This window comes from Variovorax sp. OV329 (assembly GCF_900114785.1).
GTDB lineage: Bacteria > Pseudomonadota > Gammaproteobacteria > Burkholderiales > Burkholderiaceae_C > Variovorax.
Window position 1 is genome coordinate 538850 of sequence record NZ_FOUG01000001.1, and the last position, 18713, is coordinate 557562.

Genomic DNA, 18713 nt, shown 5'->3' on the forward strand with positions numbered 1-18713 from the left:
AGCACCATGGACACCGACATCGCCTTTCCCCTGCGCATCGACGGGCGAGGACGCAGCGCGTCGGCCTCGCGCGATGCGCACCTGCGCGACCTCATCGAGCAGTTGCTGTTCACCGTGCCGGGCGAACGCGTCAACCGGCCGGACTTCGGCTGCGGCCTGATGCAGCTGGTCTTCGCGCCCAACAGCCCCGAGCTGGCGGCCACCGTGCAGGCGCTGGTGCATGGCTCGCTGCAGCAATGGCTGGGACACCTGATGCGCATCGACGAGGTCAGCGCCGAGAGCGAGGACGCCACGCTGTCGGTGACGGTGAGCTACACCGTGCTGGAAACGCAGCAGAGCGGCCAGGCGCAGTTCAGGCGGGAGATGACATGAACAGCCAGTACCTGTGCAGCAACCCCGGCCGCATCGCCGCCGTGCGGCAGGCGGCGCTGGCCGACCCGCCACGGGTCTTCAACGGCATCGAGTACCTGGAGGTGGTGCACGGGCAGCCGCGGCTGATGCTGCACTTCGTACACGACCTCGCTTTCGCGCCGGCCGCACCGCTGGTGCCCGGCAACATCGAGATCCGCGGCGGCGTGCGCTTGCGCGATCCGCAGGCCATCGGCGTGTCGGCCAGCGGCGACGTGCTGACCGTGGAGCTGGACGGCATCGGCGACTTCTCGCGCTACCAGTTGCGGCTGGTGGCCTCGGCAGGCTCCGACGCGCCGCCCGATGGCATCGACCCGGCCCTGGCGCAGATCGCCTTCGGCTTCAAGGTCGATTGCCCCAGCGACTTCGACTGCCGCGTGGACGACGACTGCGCGCCGCTCGCGCAGCGCGCGCCCGACATCGACTACCTGGCGCGCGACTACCTGAGCTTCAGGCGGCTGGTGCTGGACCGGCTCTCGACCTTGATGCCCGATTGGAAGGAGCGCAGCCCGGCCGACCTCATGGTCACGCTGTCCGAGGCGCTGGCTTTCCGGGCGGACGAGATCGCCTATTTCCAGGATGCGGTCGCCACCGAGGCCTACCTGGGCACCGCACGCCAGCGCGTGTCGGTGCGCCGGCATGCGCGCCTGCTGGACTATGCGGTGCACGAAGGCTGCAACGCGCGCAGCTTCGTGGCCTTCGAGGTCGATGCCGCCGCCGACGGCCTGTCGCTCCCCGCATGCGACAGCGACACCGGCCTGGACGGCACGCTGCTGCTGACGCGCGCCCAGGGCACGCCCACGCGGCTGGCATCGCCCGACAGCGCGCAGGCACTGATCGCCGCCGGCGCCCAGCCCTTCGAGTTGCTGACGGACCTGCGGCTGTACAGCGCGCACAACGACCTGCGCTTCTACACCTGGAGCGACGAGGCCTGCTGCCTGCCGCGCGGCGCCACCCGAGCCTTCCTGCGCGACGATCTGGCCAATCGGCGGCGCCTGCGCGTGGGCGACCTGCTGCTGCTGGAGGCGCGCGCCGGCACCACCAACGGCCTGCCGCAGGACGCCGATTCGCAGCAGCGGCACGTGGTGCGCCTCACGCGCGTGGACCCGGAGGCCAGCCCCGGCCGCGCGCCGTCGCCCGTGGCCCGGCTGGACCCGGTCACCGGGCAACCGCTGGTCGAGGTCCAGTGGGCCGCGGAAGACGCGCTGCCCTTCGACCTGTGCCTGTCCAAGGTCATCGATGGCGTGCTGGTGCAGGACATGGCCGGGGCCTGCGCGAACGTCGCGCTGGCCGACCACGGCTTCAGCGCGCCGCGCTTCGAATCGCTGGTGCAGTTGCCCGGCGGCCGCGTGCCGCGCTATCGGCTGGCCCAGCCTCCGCTGCTGCCGTGGACACGCCAGGCCCTGGTGCGCGATGCGGGCGGCCAGCCGCTGCTGGTGGACGCGGCGGCCAGTGCCACCTCGTCCCTGCGGCGCGACCTGACCGACACGCGCGAGGCCCTGCTGCTCACCAGCGACGGCGACCACCGCCGCTGGAGCGCGCGCCGCGACCTGTTGCAAAGCGGCGCGCAGGCGGCGGAGTTCGTGGTGGAGACCGAGAGCGACGGCCAGGTGCTGCTGCGCTTCGGCGACGGCGTGAACGGCCTGCGCCCCGGCGCGGCCGAAGCCCTGTCGGCGCGCGTTCGCGTGGGCAACGGCAGTGCCGGCAACGTGGGCGCCGATGCCATCGCCCATGTGCTGTGCGGCTTCGATGGCATCACGCGGGTACGCAACCCGCTGCCCGCCTCCGGCGGCGTGGACCCGCTCGGCCTGACCCGCGCGCGCATGGACGCGCCGCAGGCCTTCCGGCGCCAGGAGCGTGCAGTGACGGCCGCGGACTATGCCGAGGTCGCGATGCGCGATGCGCGCGTGCAGCGCGCCGTGGCCACCCGGCGCTGGACCGGCAGCTGGCACACCCTGTTCATCACCGTGGACCGCCGCGGCGTCGAAGGCGTGGACCCGGCCTTCGAGGACAGCCTGTGCAGCTTCATCGACCGCTACCGGCTGGCGGGGCACGACGTGGAGATCGATGCGCCGTCGTACGTGGCCCTGGACCTCGGGCTGCACGTGTGCACCCGGCCCGGCTACTTTCCGGCCGACGTGCAGCGGCGCCTGCTGCAGGTGTTCTCCACCGGGCCCGGCGGCTTCTTCCACCCCGACCGCTTCAGCTTCGGCGACCCGGTCTACCTGAGCGCCGTGGTGGCCGCAGCGATGGCGGTGCAGGGCGTCTCGCACGTGGAGCCGCTGCGCTTCCAGCGCCTGGGGCGCCCGCCGCAAGGCGAGCTCGATGCCGGCCGCATCGCCATGGCGCGGCTGGAGATTGCGCGGCTGGACAACGACCCCAACGCGCCCGAGCACGGCCGCATCCGCTTCGAGGTGCATGCGGCGGAGGAAATGCGATGAGCAGCGAAGACAACTCGCTGGACGGCTGCCACTGCTGCGAAGGCCAGGCCCAGGCCGGCGTGATCTACAACGCGCCCGGGTTGTCCGCGCTGGCCTGGCGCATCGACACGCAGCCCGGCTTCAACCAGCGCATGCTGGCGCGGCTGCCGCTGTGGCACGTGCCCGGCGTGCCGGCCAGCGCGCCCCGGCCGCTGGCCGCGCTGCGCACGCGCGAGCCCGACGACGCGGCCATCGCGCTGGTGGACGCCTCCGCCTGCGTGGCCGATGTGCTGACCTTCTACCAGGAGCGCATCGCCAACGAAGGCTTCTTGCGCACCGCCACCGAACGCCGCTCGGTCCTTGAGTTGGCGCGAGCCGTCGGCTACGAGCTGCGGCCCGGCGTGGCCGCCAGCGTGCACTTGGTCTTCACCGTGGAAGATGCGGTCGGCGCGCCGGGCGTGTGCACCATCGCGGCCGGTGCGCCGGTGCAGAGCGTGCCGCCGCAGGGCAAGCTGCCGCAGGTGTTCGAGACCGGCGACGCCATCGTCGCGCGGGCCGAATGGAATGCGCTGCGCCCGCGGCAGACGCGCCCGGCCGACCTGGCGCTGCTCGACGTGGCCGGCGTGCGGCGCCTGGCCATGCTCTACCCCGAAGGCAGCCTGGCCAGCGAGACCGCCGGGCTGCATCCGGCGCTGAGCAGCGGTGACCTGTACCGGCTCGATCCCGGCCTGGCGGTGGAATCCACGGTCGACGCGCTGGACGTGGCCCGCATCTACCTCTCGGACCAGGCCAGCGGCATCCAGGCCGGCGAGCTGCTGCTTTTCGTCGGCAAGAACGGCAGCCAGCTGCGCCACCTGGTGATGCGCGCGCTGGAGGTGGAGGACGAGCCCGCGCTGCGCCGCGTGCGCATCGAGCTGGAGCCGCTGCCCGACCCGGTGACGCCCGCCGCGCCGCCGCTGCTGCACTGGGCGGTGCCCATCCTGTCCTTCTCCTTCGGCGGCTATGCGCAGGCGCAGGTGGAAAGCGTGCCCTTCACCAGCAGCGCGCTGGGCAGCACCATCGCCAGCCAGAGCTGGAAGGAGAACGAGCTGCAAGCCATGATCGCCATCCAGGGCTGGAGCAGCCAGCAGCTGGTGCGGGCCATCACCGGCAGCCTCAAGCCATCGGCCAAGCCGGTGGCGCCCGAGGCGGGTGCCTTCAGCTTCTCGCAGCGGCTGGGCTTCTTCGGCCACAACGCGCCCAAGTGGGGCTCGCTGCCGGCCAGCAACACCAAGGAGCCGGTCTACACCAGCGGGTGGGACGACGGCGACCCGCTCTCGGGCAGCGGCACGCTGGGCAGCAGCCGCAGCATCTGGACCGATTCGCAAGGCACCAGCAACCTGACGAGCACGGTGCTGCCACCCTGCCATGCGCTGCTGGAGCGGCCGGTGCCCAAGCTTGCGCCCGGCAGCTGGATGGTGTTCGATGCGCCCAGCGAGAAGGCCACCGCCTATCCGCTCTTCGATGCGCGCGAGATCTCGCGCGCCGACTACGGCCTGTCGGGCCGCGCCACCGCGCTGCGGCTGGCCGACGGCAGCGGCCAGCCCCGCAGCGCCGCGCCGTCCGAGGCCTTCCTTTTTCGCGACACCACCGCCCATGTGGCCAGCCGCCGCCACCCCATGGCCGAGCTGCCGATCGAAGCGCCGGTGGCCGCGGGCAGTAAGCGCATCGAGCTGTCGACCATGGTGCTGGGCCTCACGCGTGGCCAGCCGCTGGCCTTCGTGGGTCCGCGGGACGACCTGCCTGGCGTGGACGCGGCCGAGATCGCCTTGCTGGAGGACGTGGAGCACGGCGCCGGCCGCAGCGTGCTGGTGCTGCAGAAGGCGCTGGGCTACAGCTACCTGCGCGACGCCCTGGTGATCCATGCCAACGTGGTGCGCGCCACGCATGGCGAGAGCGTGCAGGAGGTGCTGGGCAACGGCGATGCGAAGGAGCGCTTCCAGCGCTTCACGCTGCGCAAGCCGCCCACCACGCACCTGAGCGCCGCCTCGGCCAGCGGCGTGAAGAGCACGCTGGAGCTGCGGGTGAACGGCCTGCTGTGGCTGGAAAAGCCATCGCTGTACGGCGCCGCGCCCGACGAGCACGTCTTCACCACGCGCATCGACAACGAGGCCCGCATGGAAGTGCAGTTCGGCGACGGCCGCAGCGGCGCGCGCCTGCCCAGCGGGCAGATGAACGTGCAGGCGCGCTACCGCAGCGGCATCGGCCCCGACGGCGAGGTGGCCGCGCGGACGTTGACCATGCTGCGCGCCATGCCGCTGGGCCTTCGCGGCGTGAGCAACCCCTTGCCGGCCAGCGGTGCGCAGGGGCCCGAGCGACTGGCCGACGCGCGCCGCAACGCGCCGCTGACCCTGCTGGCCTTCGAGCGCGTGGTCTCGCTGTCGGACTACCAGGACTTCGCGCGTGCCTTCCCCGGCATCGGCAAGGCGCGCGCCGACCTGGCCTGGGTGGACGGCAGCTCGCGTGTGCTGCTGTCGGTGGCCGGCGCCACCGGCGGCGCGCCGGGGGCCGAGGTGGTGGACAACCTGCGCCAGGCCATCGCCGATCTGTCGGACCCGTCGCAGCCCTTCGTGCTGGGCGCCTCGGTGCTGCGCTATTTCCGTTGCACCGCGCGCGTCGCCATCGATGCGGCCTACGAAGCCGAGGCGGTGCTGGCCGCCTGCAGGACGCGGCTGCAAGCGGCCTTCGGCTTCGACGCGCGTGACCTGGCGCAATCCGTCACCGCCGCCGAACTGCTGGCCTTGATGCACCAGGTGCCCGGCGTGGTGGCAGTGGACCTGGACGTGCTGCAGCCCTACGGCGAAGCCGCGGCGGCGGCCGGTGACCAGCTGGTCGTGCCGGCCTTCGGCGCGCGCTGGGACAGCGCCGCCAGGGCGATGAAGCCGGCCGAGCTGATGCTGCTGAACCCCGCGGCCCTCGAACTGACGGAGGCAACGCTATGAGCCTGCTGACCCCCGAACGGCTCTACCAGCTGCTGCCGGTCATCCACCGCCTGCGCGACGGCGAGCAGGGCGCACCGCTGCGGGCGCTGCTGGCCGTCATCGAAAGCGAACTCGAGGCGGTGGAAGCCGACACCGCGCGCCTGTACGACAACTGGTTCATCGAGACCTGCGACGAATGGACCGTGCCCTACATCGGCGACCTGCTGGGTGCGCGGCCGATCCGCCCCGTGCCCTCGGCGGGGGTCAGCACCCGCGCGTGGGTGGCCAACACCATCGCCTACCGGCGCCGCAAGGGCACGGCCCTGGTGCTGGAGCAACTGGCGCGCGACGTCACCGGCTGGCCGGCTGCTGCGGTGGAGTTCTTCCAGCGCCTGGGCACCACGCAGCACATGAACCACGTGCGCATGCGCCCCAGCGCCACGGCCAGCGTGCGCGATGCCGCCACCGCCGAGCTGGCACAGGTCTCGGCCGGCGCCTTCGACCCCTTCGCGCACACGCTGGAGGTGCGCAACGCCGCCACGCGCGGAGGGCGCTTCAACATCCCCAACGTGGGGCTGTACCTCTGGCGGCTGCGCTCGCAGCAGCTGGGCATCGGCGACCCCGGCGCGCCCGCCGACATGGCGACGGCCGACTTCATCAGCGCGCGCCTGAACGCCGAGGGAATCTGGCACATGCACCCGGCCGGCGTGGATGCGCCGCTGTTCAATACGCCGCGCACCGAGACCGGCAGCAGCGCCATCACGCAGGCCGCGCGCGAGGAGAACACCAGCGCGCCGCTGCGCGAACTGGCCCTGCATGAAGAGCTGGAGCGGCTGCGAGCCGGCCAGCCCGAGCCGGCGCCGCGCTTCATGACCGAGCGCGATCCGGTGCTGCGCTGTTTCGTGCAACTGGCCGGCGAGACGCTGCCGGTGGAAGTGCCGCGCGAGGACATCTGCATCTGCGAGATTCCCGACACGGTGGAGCTGGCCATTCCCACGCCGCGCGTGTTGGCGCTGGACCTGCGGCGCGGGCGCATCGGCTTTCCCGCCGCGCTGGACGTGCAGCGCGTGTGGCTGCATGCGGCGCACGGCAGCGTGGCCGACATCGGCGGCGGCGCCTATGACCGCGGCACTGCCGTGCGCGCGGCCAACCTCGCGGCGGAAGGCAGCACGATCGAGGAAGACCTGGGCGGCTTCCACGATGCGCAGGTCTGGCAGGTGGGCGTGTCGCACTTGATGCCCGGCAACGGCAGCACGCTGTTCCCTTCGCTGCGCGCGGCCGTCCAGGCGTGGAACGCGCAACCCGCAGGACAGACCGGCGTCATCGTCGTCATGGACAGCCTGTCGGACATCGACGATGCATCCGCGCTGGAGATCGAGATCCCCGAAGCCTCGCAGCTGCTGGTCGTCGCAGGCCAGTGGCCGCTGCAGCCCATCCCCGGCGCGCCGCCCGGCAGCGTGGAGCGCGTGCCCGGCCGCTTCGAGGCGCGGCAGGCGCGCGCGCACTGGCAAGGCCGGCTGCAGGTGCGCGGCACCGCGACGGCCGGCGCCGCCGACCCCGGCGCGCTGTTCCTCAACGGCCTGCTGCTGCAGGGGCCGTTGCTGGCGTCGGGCAACCTGGGGCAGCTCGAACTCGCGCATTGCACCCTGCTGCCCGATACGGTGCTGGGCGCGCAGCACCTGCAGGTGGGCGCGCAGAGCCCGCGGTTGGAACTGCGCTTGCTGCAGAGCCTTTGCGCCCCCGTCGCGGTGGCCGGCCCGGTGCGCCGCGTTCAAGCGGCCGACAGCATCGTCGGCCTGGGCCTGGAAAGCGGCGCCGCGGACCCGGCGCTGGATGCGCCCGAGGCCGCGCTCGACCTGCAGCGCTGCAGCTTCTTCGGCGTCGTCAACGCGCTCTCGCTCAATGCCAGCGACTGCATCTTCGACGCACCGGTGCAAGCGCAGCGGCGCCAGGTCGGCTGCGTGCGTTTCAGCTACGTGCCGCCCGCTTCACAGGTGCCGCGGCGCTACCGCTGCCAGCCGCAGCTCGAAACCGAGGTGCGCATCGCCGCGCTGCCCGCCACCGCCTCGGCCGCCGAGAAGGATGCCGTGCGCGCCGATGTCGAGGCGACGGTGCGCCCGCTCTTCGTCTCGCGCACCTATGGCGACCCGGCGCTGGGGCAGCTGGAATTGCGCTGCGCGCTGCAGATCCGCACCGGCGCGGCCAGCGGTGCCGAGATGGGCGCCTGCGAGCACCTGCAGCAGCCGCAGCGCGAGGCCAACCTGCGCGACGCACTGAACGAATACCTGCGCCTGGGCCTGGCGGCCAGCGTGCATTTCGCCAATTGAGGAGGACACCATGAAAGCCGATCTCTCCCGCGAGACCTTCGAGCCTGGTGCGCACTACACCGCCGTGCGCATGCAGCAAGGCCGCGTGATCACCGATGCGGATTTCAACGAGGAAGGCGACATCACTCGCCACCGCGCCCAGACGCTGGCCGGGGACGTGATCGGCGCCAGTGGCGCGCCGGCCGACAGCGCCGGCTTTGCGCTGAGCGCAGGCATGGGCGCGCTCGCGGTGCATGCCGCGGACGCCAACAGCGTGTGGGTGGCGGGCGAAGACGGCGTGCTGCTGGTCAGCACCAACGGTGGTGCAGCGTGGACCGTGGCCACCACCGGCACGACGCGGCATCTGCGTGCCATTGCGCGGGCGGCGAACACCGGCTGGGCGGTCGGGGATGGCGGCACCGTGCTGCGCACCAGCAATGCGGGCAGCACCTGGACCGTGCAGGACGCCGGCGGCCTGCAGTTGCTGCGCGGCGTGGCGGTCTTCGATGCCCAGCGCGCCTGGGCCGTGGGCGACGGCGGCCTGGTGCTGCGCACCGTGGATGGCGGCGCGACCTGGACGCAGCACGCCAGCGGCGTCGATCGCCTCTACGCCGTGGCCTTCGCCAGCGCACAGGACGGACTGGCCGTGGGGCCGGGCGGCGCCATCGTGCGCACCGCCGATGGCGGCGCAGCCTGGACTCGCGTAGACAGCGGTAGCAGCGCCACCTTGCGCGCCGTGTCGCTGGCCGGTGCGCAGGCCTGGGCGGTGGGCGATGGCGGCACCGCGCTGCGCAGCAACGATGGCGGCGCCACCTGGACGGCGGCCGCCAGTGGCAGCACCGCCCGACTGCGCGCGGTGCGCTTTCGCGATGCCAGCAACGGCTGGATCGCCGGCGACAACGGCACGCTGCTGACCACCATCAATGGCGGCAACGCCTGGAGCGCTCAGCCCGTGGCCGGCAGCCCAGCGTTGGCGGGACTGTCGGTGGCAGGCGCCGAGGCGCCCTGGCTGGTCGGTGGCCGCCGGGCCTGGCGGGTAGCGGCCACCGGCGCCGGCGCGCCGGCCGCACTGCCGGCGGCGAGCCTGGGCATCGGCGCGGGCCGCTACTACGTGCAGGGGCAGCTGTGCGAATGGGAAGAGGCGGCATCGCTGGCCAACCAGCCCGACGGCGGCGTGCCGGCCCGGCTGCCGCCCGGCACGCACCTGGTGTACCTGCGCGCCTGGCAACGGCACATCAGCGCGCTGGAAGCGCCGGCCATCCGCGAAGTGGCGCTGGGCGGGCCGGACACGGCCACGCGCGCCCGGCAGGTGGCCCAGGTGCGCACGCTCGCGCTGCCGGCTGCCCCGGACAACGCTGCCTGGCATTGCGGCGCCGACGTGGCCGCATGGAACGCACTGACCGCAGCATCCACGGCCCGCATCGCCGCGCGCGCCGAGCCCGAGCTGGCAGCCACGGGCGTCTGCGAGATGGCGGCCACCGCCGGCTATCGCAGGCTGGAGAACCAGCTCTACCGCGTCGAGATCCACGCCGTCGACAGCACGGGCGCCGCCAGCTTCAAGTGGTCGCGCGAGAACGGCTCGGTCGTGTATGCGGTGGAGGCCGTCAGCATCGACACGGCAGCGAACCGCACCACCGTGCGCCTGGCGGCGCGCGGCCGCGACGCCAACCTGGACCTGGCCCTGCACGACCGCGTGGAGCTGGTCGACGACGAGGCCGAGCTGCAGGGCCGCGCGGGCCAGCTCTTCGAATACCTCAACGATGGCGACGATGCGCTCGAACTGGTGCTGGCCGGCGTACCCGCCGGAACGCTGGGCCAGGACCCGGCCCGCCATCCGGTCCTGCGGCGCTGGGACCACACGCCGGCGGCGGCCGGCGAGAACGCATTGGCGGTGGAGGAGGGCGACTGGATCACGCTGGAGGACGGCGTGCAGATCCGCTTCGCCCCCGGCGGCAGCTACCGGCCCGGCGACTACTGGCAGATTCCCGCGCGCACCGTGACGGCCGACGTGGAGTGGCCGCGCGACGGGGACGGCCAGCCGGCGGACGAGCCACCGGCCGGCGTGCAGGACGCCTGGGCGCGCCTCGGCCTGGTGACGGTGGATGCCAACGGCCTGGTCTCGGCCATCGTCGACTGCCGCGACCTGTTCCCGCCCCTGACCAGGATGACGCAGCTGCTCTACGTGGGCGGCGACGGCCAGGACACCACGCCGGGCGGCGCGCTGCCCGAGCCGCTGCGCGTGCGCGTGATGCGCGGTGCGCTGCCGGTGCCCGGTGCGCGCGTGCGCTTCGCGGTGGAAGCGGGGGGCGGTGCCGTGGGCAACCCGCCGGCCAACGGCTTCGATGCCACCTGCAACGCCCAGGGCCTGGCCGAATGCCCCTGGCGCCTGGGCACGCCGCAGAACCAGCGCGTGCGCGCCAACCTGCTGACCACGGGCGGCGCGGCCGTGCCCGAGCAGGTGCTGGTGTTCGCGGCCACCGCCAGCACGCCCGCCAGCGGCGGCGGTGGGTGCGAGATCACGATCGGCGAAGGCGGCAACTTCCCCGAGCTGAGCAGCGAGCTGCTGGAGAAGCTGCTGGCCGAACGGCCTTCGCTGTGCATCTGCTTCCTGCCCGGAACGCACCAGCTCAAGACCGGCCTGCAGCTGGATGCGACCCCCACGCGCCTCGTGCGGCGGCTGTCCCTGCATGGCTGTGGCCCCACGGCGGTGATCCAGTCCGCGTTGCCGATCTCGCTCTCCGGCCTGGCCGCGCTGGAACTGCGCGACCTGCAGCTGCAGCTCACCGAGCGCGGGTTGATCGCGCTGACCAACAACACCCAGGTCGAGATCGACGGCGTGAATGTGGCCGGGCGCAGCGACAGCCAGCTGCCCTGGCTCGCCGTGGGCAGCACGCGCACGCTGCGCATGCACGGCTGCACGCTGCCGGCCGCCTTGCGGGCCGCGGCCGTGTTCCAGGACATCACGGCCGTGTGCGAGATCACGCACTGCGTGTTCGCCGGCGACGTGGCCTTCTACGGTATTCCCGATCCGGACGTGCCGCGCGATGCACTCATCCGCGCGCTGCAGCCCGGCGACTTCGAGGTGCAGCCCGGTGCCGGCCAGCTGGTGTTCGCGAACAACCTCCTCACGCGCATGTCGCTGGGCATCGAGACCGTCAAGCTGTTCACTGCCAGGCAGGTGCGTGGCCTGTTCCAGACCGTGGTGCTGCAGGGAAACACCTTCACCGCCGACATGGTGATGTGCGCCGGCAACTTCATGAGCGTCAGCGGCAACCACTTCACCGCGGCGCAACCGCGCTTCAGCACCTACGGCATGCTCGTCGGGCGCCGAGCCGCCGCGAGCAGCAACATCGGCGAGCTGGTCGGCGACAACGCGACGCTGTGGTTCCTGGTGACCAAGGGCGAGTTCCGCGGCGCGGCGAACATGGTGTTCACGATTCCGCAGTCGCTGACGTAGTTGGCGAGCCTGGGAGGCAGGCCGATGCCACCCCATTGGTGTCTGGTGCGCACCGCCGTGGTTCCGCCTTGCCACCTACCGTCGCGGCCCCGGCGTCCCTAGGATTGATCCGTCTCTTCAATCCCTCAAGGAACCGCAATGACCCAGCGTCTGAACTACATGGAACAATCTCCGGAACTCACCAAGAAGTTCCTGGCCTTCTCCCAACAGCTCACCACGGGGGCGATCGAGCAATCGATCATCGACCTGGTGGTGCTGCGTGCATCGCAGATGAACGGCTGCACCTTCTGCATCGACATGCACGTGAAGGAAGCAAAGATCCACGGCGAGCGCGAACTGCGCCTGCACCACGTGGCGGGCTGGCGCGAGTCCACGCTCTTCATCCCGCGCGAGCGTGCGGCGCTGGCCTGGACGGAGGTCCTCACCCGGCTGCCCGAGAACGGCGTACCCGACGAGCTCTACGAGCGCGTGCGCACGCAGCTGTCGGAAAAGGAACTGTCGGACCTGACCTTCGCCATCATGTCCATCAACGGATGGAACCGTGCAAACGTGGCCTTCAAGGCGGTGCCCGGCGCATACGACAAGGCCTGGGGCCTGGACAAGGCCAACCTGAACTAGCGCCCCTGGTCCAGGCGCTGCATGCCGAACAGGGTCAGGTAGGGACAGCCGCTCGGATCCGTGGCCACCAGGCCATGGGATGTCAGGCGGCCTATCGCCGTCACCTGCGCACTCGGACCCGGATTGCCGATGCCCTCGGCCAGGGCCTGCAGCGTCTGCCACTGCTCGGCATTGAGCCGGAGCTTCCTGGGTTGCACGATTTCGTTGTGTGGCGGGCTCGAATTCAAACTCATCGCGGTCCGGCTAGGGAATCAGACCGACGAGCCGAAGCAGCGACAAGCCGAAAACAACCATGATGGTCACGATGACTGCGGCCTTCAACCATACCGGTTCCTGCCGCTCGTTCAGGGGGCCGCTCATGGGCGCGAAGGAGGTGTCGCGGTCTTCGCGCTCGGGCTTGTCGGTCCACCATCCGAGGTTCGTGTCATGCTCTTTTTCCATGCCCGCATTCTTCGGCGGGAACTAATACTTTGGTATGTCATTTGACATGCGGCGCGCCAGGGCGCCATTGCGTTGTGAACTATTTCACGGAGAAGCCCGTGACGGAGGGAGACGGCGCTAGACATCGATCTCGAGGTTGTCGATGAGCCGGGTGGCGCCGAGCCGCGCTGCGGCCAGCACCACCAGAGAATCGCCGCTCGTGGGCAGCTGCAGGTCGCTTCGGCGGCGCAGCGCGATGTAGTCCGGCTTCCAGCCGCGTGCGGCCAGGGCGGTCGTTGCGCGCGCCTCGATGGCCTTGAAGTCGCGATCGCCGTCACGCACGGCCTGCGCCACCGAGCGCAGGGTGGCCGACAACTGGCCCGCCTGGATGCGTTCCTGCTTGTCCAGGTAGCCGTTGCGCGAGGACAAGGCCAGGCCATCATCGGCGCGCTCCGTCTCTGCACCCACGACTTCGATTGGCAGCGCGAACTGCCGCACCATGTGGCGGATCACCATGAGCTGCTGGTAGTCCTTCTTGCCGAAGACCGCGGCGCGCGGCTGCACGCACGCGAAGAGCTTCATCACCACGGTACACACGCCGGTGAAGAAGCCGGGCCGGAACTCGCCTTCCAGCGTGTCCGCGAGCAGCGGGTCCGGATGCACCTTGCAGGTCTGGGGCTCGGGATAGAGTGCCTTCTCGTCAGGCGCGAAGAGCAGGTCGCAACCGGCCGAGCGCAGCTTTTCGCAGTCGCTCTCCCAAGTGCGCGGATAGGTGTCGAAGTCCTCGTGCGGCAGGAACTGGAGCCGATTGACGAAGATGCTCGCGACGCTGACCTCGCCCAGCGAGCGGGCTTTCCTGACAAGCGTCAGGTGGCCTTCGTGGAGATTGCCCATCGTGGGCACGAATGCGGCCTGGCGACTGTCACCGAGGAACTCGCGCAGTTCGGGGATGGTTCTTGCGATGTGCATGGAGATTCCTTGCCTTTGCGGATGCAGGATGCGTGGCTACCAGGCGTGAACGTCGTCGTCGGGGAAGCTGCCGTCCTTCACTGCATGGACGTAGGCCCGCAGCGCCTCTTCGATGCCGCCGGAGCCGGCCATGAAGTTGCGCACGAATTTCGGCGGCCGGCCCAGGTGGATGCCCAGCATGTCGTGCATGACCAGCACCTGCCCCGAGGTGGCGCGGCCCGCACCGATGCCGATCGTGGCGCATCGCGAGAGTTCTGCCGTCACGGCCCGGGCGAGCGGAGCCGGCACCATCTCGAGCACCAGCATGGCCGCTCCCGCATCCTGAAGGGCGCGTGCGTCCTGCGACAGGCGCGCAGCGGAGGCTTCGTCGCGCCCCTGCACCCTGTAGCCACCGAGGGCGTACACGGTCTGCGGGGTCAGCCCCAGGTGTGCGCAGACGGGAATGCCCCGCTCGGACATGAAGCGCACGGTGTCGACCGTCCAGCCGCCGCCTTCGAGCTTGACCATCCGGGCGCCGGCCTGCATCAGCGCCGTTGCGCTTCGCAGGGCCTGCTCGCGCGATTCCTGGTAGCTGCCGAAGGGCAGGTCGGCAATGAGCCAGGCTGCGCCCTGCACACGCTGCAAGCCGCGCGCGACGCTCCCGGTGTAATGGCACATCGTGTCCAGCGAGACGCCGATGGTGCTGTCCAGGCCCTGGCAGACCATGCCGAGCGAGTCGCCCACCAGCAGGCAGTCCACGCCTGCGCCATCGGCCACCGCGGCGAAAGTGGCGTCGTAGGCGGTCAGCATGGCGATCTTCTCGCCGCGTGCGTGCATGTCCGCCAGGCGCGCGAGAGTCATGGCCTTGCGGGACGCGGGCGCGGGCGCGGCGCCGTAGGGCGCGGCGGTGTCGGGGCTCGACATGGCGGATCAGGCCGGCAGCGGCTGTGTTTCTGCGGTCTGGACAGGCACCTGCGAATGCACGTCCTTGACCCGGTTGGCCGCGTCGACGAACACCAGCCGGGGCTGGTGCGCGGCGACGCGCTCCTCCGCGACCAGGCCGAAGGCCGCGATGATGAGCAGGTCGCCCACGCAGGCACGGCGGGCTGCCGAGCCATTGACCGAGATGATCCGCGAGCCGCGTTGCGCGCGAATCGCGTAGGTCACGAAGCGCTCGCCGTTGGTGACGTTCCAGATGTGGATCTGTTCGTTGTCGGCCAGGCCGGCGGCATCCAGCAGGTCTTCATCGATGGCGCAGGAGCCTTCGTAGTGCAGCTCGCAATCGGTCACCGACGCGCGATGGATCTTAGACTTCAGCAGGGTACGGAACATGGGGCAAGGTCCTCGAAGATGGAAACCGGGTCATTCGGCAAGGGGTGCGAGCAGGGTGGGGGTGGCGCGGGCCGCGCTGTCCGGGTGGTCCAGCCTGAAGTGCAGGCCCCTGCTTTCGAGCCGTGAGCGCGCGGAGCGCACCACCAGCTGCGCGATCTGCACCAGGTTGCGCAGCTCGACGAGATCCCGCGTGAGCCTGGCGTCCGCAAAAAGGGCCTCGGTCTCGCGCCGCTGTGCGTCGATGCGCTCTGCCGCGCGCTCGAGCGCGTCGCCGCTGCGCACGATGCCCGCGTGCTCCCACATCAGGCGCCGCAGGCCCTCGACGCGGCGCGCGATCTCGCCGGGATCGGCCTCATGCGCCGAATGCGCCCGCCAGGGCAGTGCGGCGGCTGCAGCCGGGTCGGGCGCATCCGTGATCTGCTGCGCCGCTGCGCGCGCGAACACCATGCATTCGACCAGCGAGTTGCTGGCCAGCCGGTTGGCGCCATGCAGCCCCGTGCAGGCGGTCTCGCCGATCGCGTAGAGGCCCGCCAGGTCGGTGCGGCCCTGCAGGTCGGTGACCACACCGCCGCAGGTGTAGTGCGCGGCCGGCACCACCGGAATCGGCTCGCGGGTGATGTCGATGCCATGCGTGGCGCAGCGCGCGAGGATGTTCGGGAAGTGGTGCTGAAGGAACGCCGGGCTCTGGTGCGAGATGTCCAGGTGCACGCAGTCGAGCCCGTGCTTCTTCATCTCCGCATCGATGGCGCGGGCCACAACGTCGCGCGGCGCGAGTTCGGCGCGCGCGTCGTGCATGGGCATGAAGCGATGGCCGCCCGCAGACGCGGGCAGCCGCAGCACGCCGCCTTCGCCGCGCACCGCCTCGCTGATGAGGAAGGACTGCGCGTCCGGATGGAACAGCGAGGTCGGGTGGAACTGGATGAACTCCATGTTCGACACGCGGCAGCCGGCGCGCCACGCCGCCGCGATGCCGTCGCCGGTCGCCGTGGCCGGGTTCGTCGTGTGCAGGTAGACCTGGCCCGCACCGCCGGTGGCCAGCACGGTCTGTGGCGCGTTGAAGGCCACCACCTCGCCGGTCGATTCGTCCAGCGCATACACGCCCGCACAGGCCGGGGCGCCGTGCGCGATGCCGCTGCCGGGAATGAGGTCGACCAGCGCGTGATGCTCGAAGAAATGGATGTTCGGCGTGCGTCGCGCCAATTCGATGAGCGTGCGCTGAACCGCGGCGCCCGTGGCATCGGCCGCATGCACGATGCGCCGCTGGCTGTGGCCGCCTTCGCGGGTGAGGTGCAGCTCGCCCTCCTCGAGCGAGAAGGGAACGCCCAGCTCGCGCAGCCAGGCGATGCAGGCCGGTGCGCCTTCGACCACCAGGCGCGTGGCCGGCAGGTCGCACAGGCCGGCGCCGGCCACCAGCGTGTCGTCGATGTGCGAGGCCATGCTGTCCTTCGCGTCGAGCACGGCTGCGATTCCGCCTTGCGCCCATTGGCTCGCGCCATCGGACACGCTGCGCTTGGTGAGCACCGCGACGCGCCGCGTGGGCGCCAGGTGCAAGGCCGTGGTGAGGCCCGCCAGGCCGCTGCCGACGACCAGCACGTCGAACTGGAGCGATGCCATCACGCCGCCCCGATGCCGGGCGTGATGCCCACCGCCGGCGCGCCGTTCCTGAGCGCCGCGGTGAAATCCAGCATGCGATCGATCGGCAGGCGCGCGCGCTGTGCGATGGCGCTGTCGACGAGCACCTCGTTGGCGCCGGTTTCCAGCACGCGGATGACGCCCGCCAGGTCGTTCATCGCCATCCAGGGGCAATGCGCGCAGCTCTTGCAGGTGGCGCTGTTGCCGGCGGTCGGCGCCTCGATGAAGGTCTTGCTGGGGTTGAGCGTGCGCAGCTTGTGCAGCAGCCCGGTGTCGGTCGCGACGATGAAATGCCGGGCGTCCATGCGCTGTGCCGCCGCGAGGATGCCTGCGGTCGAACCCACCGCATCGGCCAGCGCGATCACGTCGGCGGGCGACTCCGGATGCACCAGCACCTTGGCGTCGGGATGCTGCTCCTTGAGCAGCTCCAGCTCCAGCGCCTTGAACTCGTCGTGCACGATGCACGCGCCTTCCCAGCTCAGCAGGTCGGCGTGGGTCTCGCGCCGGATGTAGTCGCCCAGGTGCCGGTCCGGCGCCCAGAGGATCTTGCGGCCCTGCGCCGTGAGGGCGCGCACCACGTCGAGCGCGCAGCCCGAGGTCACCATCCAGTCGGCGCGCGCCTTCACGGCCGCGCTGGTGTTCGCATAGACGAGGACGGTGCGGTCCGGATGCTGGTCGCAGAAAGCGGCGAACTCTTCTGCAGGGCAACCCAGGTCGAGCGAGCAGGTCGCGTCCAGGTCGGGCATCAGCACGCGCTTGCCGGGCGAGAGGATCTTGGCCGTCTCGCCCATGAAGCGTACGCCCGCGACCACCAGCGTGTGCGCCGGATGGTCGCGGCCGAAGCGCGCCATCTCCAGCGAATCCGCGACCAGGCCGCCGGTCTCCTCGGCCAGGTCCTGCAGGTCGGGGTGCACGTAGTAGTGGGCCACCAGCACGGCCTGCTGCTCCCGCAGCAACTGCCGGATGCGCTCCTTGAGCAGCCCGCGTTCGGCGCGCGAAGGCTCGGGCGGCACCCGCGCCCACGCGTGGCTCGTGCTGCATGCCGCGCCCGAAGGCCGGTAGGCCGGTTGCTCGAAGGCGATGCTGACCAGTTCGCTCATGACTCAGGCTCCCTCTTCGAAGCGCATCGAGAAATCGATCGCCTTCACGTCCTTGGTGAGGGACCCCACCGAGATGCGGTCGACGCCGGTCTCGGCCAGCGCGCGCACCGACTCGAGCGTGACGCCGCCCGAGATCTCGAGGATGGCGCGGGCATCGCCGGCCGCATCGTTCATCGCCACGGCCTGACGCAGTGTCGGCAGGTCCATGTTGTCCAGCAGCACCATGCGTGCGCCGTGGGCCAGCGCCTCGTCCAGTTGCCCCAGGGCCTCGACCTCGATCTCGATGAACCTTGCATTGCCCCGAGAACGGTTGGCCGCTGCCAGGGCCTGCGCGATGCCGCCGGCGGCCGCGATGTGGTTCTCCTTGATCAGGATGGCGTCGTACAGGCCGATGCGGTGGTTGGTGCCGCCGCCGGTGCGCACGGCGTACTTCTGCGCGAGTCGGAGGCCGGGCAATGTCTTGCGTGTGTCGACGATGCTGGCGCGCGTGCCTTTGACCGCATCGACGTAGGTGGCCGTGCGCGTCGCAACCGCGCTGAGAAGCTGCAGGAAGTTCAGTGCCGTGCGCTCGCCGGTGAGCAGTGCCTGTGCGCGGCCCTGCAATTCCAGCACGGTTTCGCCTGCCTGGCAGCGCTCGCCTTCGCGGCGGATCCAGTGGATGACGGCCTGCGGGTCCAGTCGGCGGATGACCGCCTCGACCCAGGGTGCGCCGCACAGCGTTGCGTCTTCACGCAGCAGCACGCGGGCACGTGCGTGCGCTTCGTGCGGCACGAGTGCCGCGGTCAGGTCTCCGCTGCCTGTGTCTTCCTGGAGTGCACGCTGCGCATCCTGATGGGCCAGTTCGGCGATGCTGATTTGCAGGGAGTCGGGAGAGGGAGAGTTGGAAAGGCTGGACATCGAGGCGAAGCGGGAACCGGCGGGCAGGGAGCGTCTCGCGCCGTGCGACACGCGGGCGAGCCAAAAAAGTTGGCGGACTCTATTCGCTCTGCGGCCCCTGCCCAAAGACCGATTCGTTATGTGCGTTATGCGTATTCCCGTGAAAGCGATTTCTTTTTCAAGGAACCGTTTTCATGGCGCGAAGCGCTTGCAACGTGGGCGAACTTGCACGGCGA

At 70.9% G+C, this 18713-nt stretch carries 14 protein-coding genes; 6 read left to right on the plus strand and 8 right to left on the minus strand.

Annotated features, from left to right (window positions below; genetic code table 11):
• The first annotated feature begins 6 nt into the window (after window positions 1–6).
• The 6 genes from BM345_RS02495 (at window position 7) to BM345_RS02520 (ending at window position 12169) form a co-directional block, all read left to right on the plus strand.
• Complete coding sequence (locus BM345_RS02495; RefSeq protein ID WP_093375130.1) at window positions 7–372, plus strand: GPW/gp25 family protein; 366 nt, start codon at window positions 7–9, stop codon at window positions 370–372.
• Window positions 369–2849: a putative baseplate assembly protein gene (locus BM345_RS02500; RefSeq protein ID WP_093375132.1), complete on the plus strand. Its 2481-nt coding sequence runs from the start codon at window positions 369–371 to the stop codon at window positions 2847–2849. Before BM345_RS02495 ends, BM345_RS02500 begins: the two co-directional genes overlap by 4 nt.
• A complete protein-coding gene (locus BM345_RS02505; RefSeq protein ID WP_093375134.1) occupies window positions 2846–5809 on the plus strand; it encodes a putative baseplate assembly protein in 2964 nt (987 codons plus the stop codon). Before BM345_RS02500 ends, BM345_RS02505 begins: the two co-directional genes overlap by 4 nt.
• A complete protein-coding gene (locus tag BM345_RS02510; RefSeq protein ID WP_093375136.1) occupies window positions 5806–8115 on the plus strand; it encodes a hypothetical protein in 2310 nt (769 codons plus the stop codon). Before BM345_RS02505 ends, BM345_RS02510 begins: the two co-directional genes overlap by 4 nt.
• Window positions 8116–8125: 10 nt before the next feature.
• Window positions 8126–11551, plus strand: coding sequence for a DUF6519 domain-containing protein (locus BM345_RS02515; protein ID WP_093375138.1), 3426 nt, complete (start codon window positions 8126–8128; stop codon window positions 11549–11551).
• A 138-nt stretch (window positions 11552–11689) separates the two neighbouring features.
• Window positions 11690–12169: a carboxymuconolactone decarboxylase family protein gene (locus BM345_RS02520; protein WP_093375140.1), complete on the plus strand. Its 480-nt coding sequence runs from the start codon at window positions 11690–11692 to the stop codon at window positions 12167–12169.
• Here BM345_RS02520 and BM345_RS02525 read toward each other — a convergent pair.
• The 8 genes from BM345_RS02525 to nadC form a co-directional block, all read right to left on the minus strand.
• Window positions 12166–12402 carry a hypothetical protein gene (locus BM345_RS02525; protein WP_139237452.1) on the minus strand — a complete coding sequence of 79 codons (237 nt, stop codon included), beginning with the start codon at window positions 12400–12402 and terminating at the stop codon, window positions 12166–12168. The two genes, BM345_RS02520 and BM345_RS02525, sit on opposite strands and share 4 nt — an antisense overlap.
• A gap of 10 nt (window positions 12403–12412) precedes the next feature.
• The gene (locus tag BM345_RS02530; RefSeq protein WP_093375145.1) at window positions 12413–12610 is read right to left on the minus strand and encodes a hypothetical protein; all 198 of its coding nucleotides are present in this window, start codon (window positions 12608–12610) and stop codon (window positions 12413–12415) included.
• 117 nt (window positions 12611–12727) lie between these two features.
• Window positions 12728–13558 carry a pantoate--beta-alanine ligase gene (panC, locus tag BM345_RS02535; RefSeq protein WP_093375147.1) on the minus strand — a complete coding sequence of 277 codons (831 nt, stop codon included), beginning with the start codon at window positions 13556–13558 and terminating at the stop codon, window positions 12728–12730.
• Window positions 13559–13594: 36 nt separating this feature from the next.
• Complete coding sequence (panB, locus tag BM345_RS02540; protein ID WP_093375149.1) at window positions 13595–14461, minus strand: 3-methyl-2-oxobutanoate hydroxymethyltransferase; 867 nt, start codon at window positions 14459–14461, stop codon at window positions 13595–13597.
• Between the two features lie 6 nt (window positions 14462–14467).
• Window positions 14468–14869 carry an aspartate 1-decarboxylase gene (gene panD / locus BM345_RS02545; RefSeq protein ID WP_093375152.1) on the minus strand — a complete coding sequence of 134 codons (402 nt, stop codon included), beginning with the start codon at window positions 14867–14869 and terminating at the stop codon, window positions 14468–14470.
• Window positions 14870–14899: 30 nt separating this feature from the next.
• The gene (gene nadB / locus BM345_RS02550; protein ID WP_093375154.1) at window positions 14900–16483 is read right to left on the minus strand and encodes an L-aspartate oxidase; all 1584 of its coding nucleotides are present in this window, start codon (window positions 16481–16483) and stop codon (window positions 14900–14902) included.
• Complete coding sequence (nadA, locus tag BM345_RS02555; protein ID WP_093375156.1) at window positions 16483–17601, minus strand: quinolinate synthase NadA; 1119 nt, start codon at window positions 17599–17601, stop codon at window positions 16483–16485. Before nadA ends, nadB begins: the two co-directional genes overlap by 1 nt.
• A gap of 3 nt (window positions 17602–17604) precedes the next feature.
• Window positions 17605–18498: a carboxylating nicotinate-nucleotide diphosphorylase gene (gene nadC / locus BM345_RS02560; protein WP_093375158.1), complete on the minus strand. Its 894-nt coding sequence runs from the start codon at window positions 18496–18498 to the stop codon at window positions 17605–17607.
• Between the last annotated feature and the right edge of the window lie 215 nt (window positions 18499–18713).

Coding starts and splice junctions, on each gene's coding strand:
- nadA (WP_093375156.1), bottom strand. CDS start 17,601: ATGAGCGAACTGGTCAGCATCGCCTTCGAGCAACCGGCCTACCGGCCT.
- BM345_RS02530 (WP_093375145.1), bottom strand. CDS start 12,610: ATGGAAAAAGAGCATGACACGAACCTCGGATGGTGGACCGACAAGCCC.
- panD (WP_093375152.1), bottom strand. CDS start 14,869: ATGTTCCGTACCCTGCTGAAGTCTAAGATCCATCGCGCGTCGGTGACC.
- nadC (WP_093375158.1), bottom strand. CDS start 18,498: ATGTCCAGCCTTTCCAACTCTCCCTCTCCCGACTCCCTGCAAATCAGC.
- BM345_RS02495 (WP_093375130.1), top strand. CDS start 7: ATGGACACCGACATCGCCTTTCCCCTGCGCATCGACGGGCGAGGACGC.
- nadB (WP_093375154.1), bottom strand. CDS start 16,483: ATGGCATCGCTCCAGTTCGACGTGCTGGTCGTCGGCAGCGGCCTGGCG.
- BM345_RS02520 (WP_093375140.1), top strand. CDS start 11,690: ATGACCCAGCGTCTGAACTACATGGAACAATCTCCGGAACTCACCAAG.
- BM345_RS02505 (WP_093375134.1), top strand. CDS start 2,846: ATGAGCAGCGAAGACAACTCGCTGGACGGCTGCCACTGCTGCGAAGGC.
- BM345_RS02515 (WP_093375138.1), top strand. CDS start 8,126: ATGAAAGCCGATCTCTCCCGCGAGACCTTCGAGCCTGGTGCGCACTAC.
- panC (WP_093375147.1), bottom strand. CDS start 13,558: ATGCACATCGCAAGAACCATCCCCGAACTGCGCGAGTTCCTCGGTGAC.
- BM345_RS02525 (WP_139237452.1), bottom strand. CDS start 12,402: ATGAGTTTGAATTCGAGCCCGCCACACAACGAAATCGTGCAACCCAGG.
- BM345_RS02500 (WP_093375132.1), top strand. CDS start 369: ATGAACAGCCAGTACCTGTGCAGCAACCCCGGCCGCATCGCCGCCGTG.
- panB (WP_093375149.1), bottom strand. CDS start 14,461: ATGTCGAGCCCCGACACCGCCGCGCCCTACGGCGCCGCGCCCGCGCCC.
- BM345_RS02510 (WP_093375136.1), top strand. CDS start 5,806: ATGAGCCTGCTGACCCCCGAACGGCTCTACCAGCTGCTGCCGGTCATC.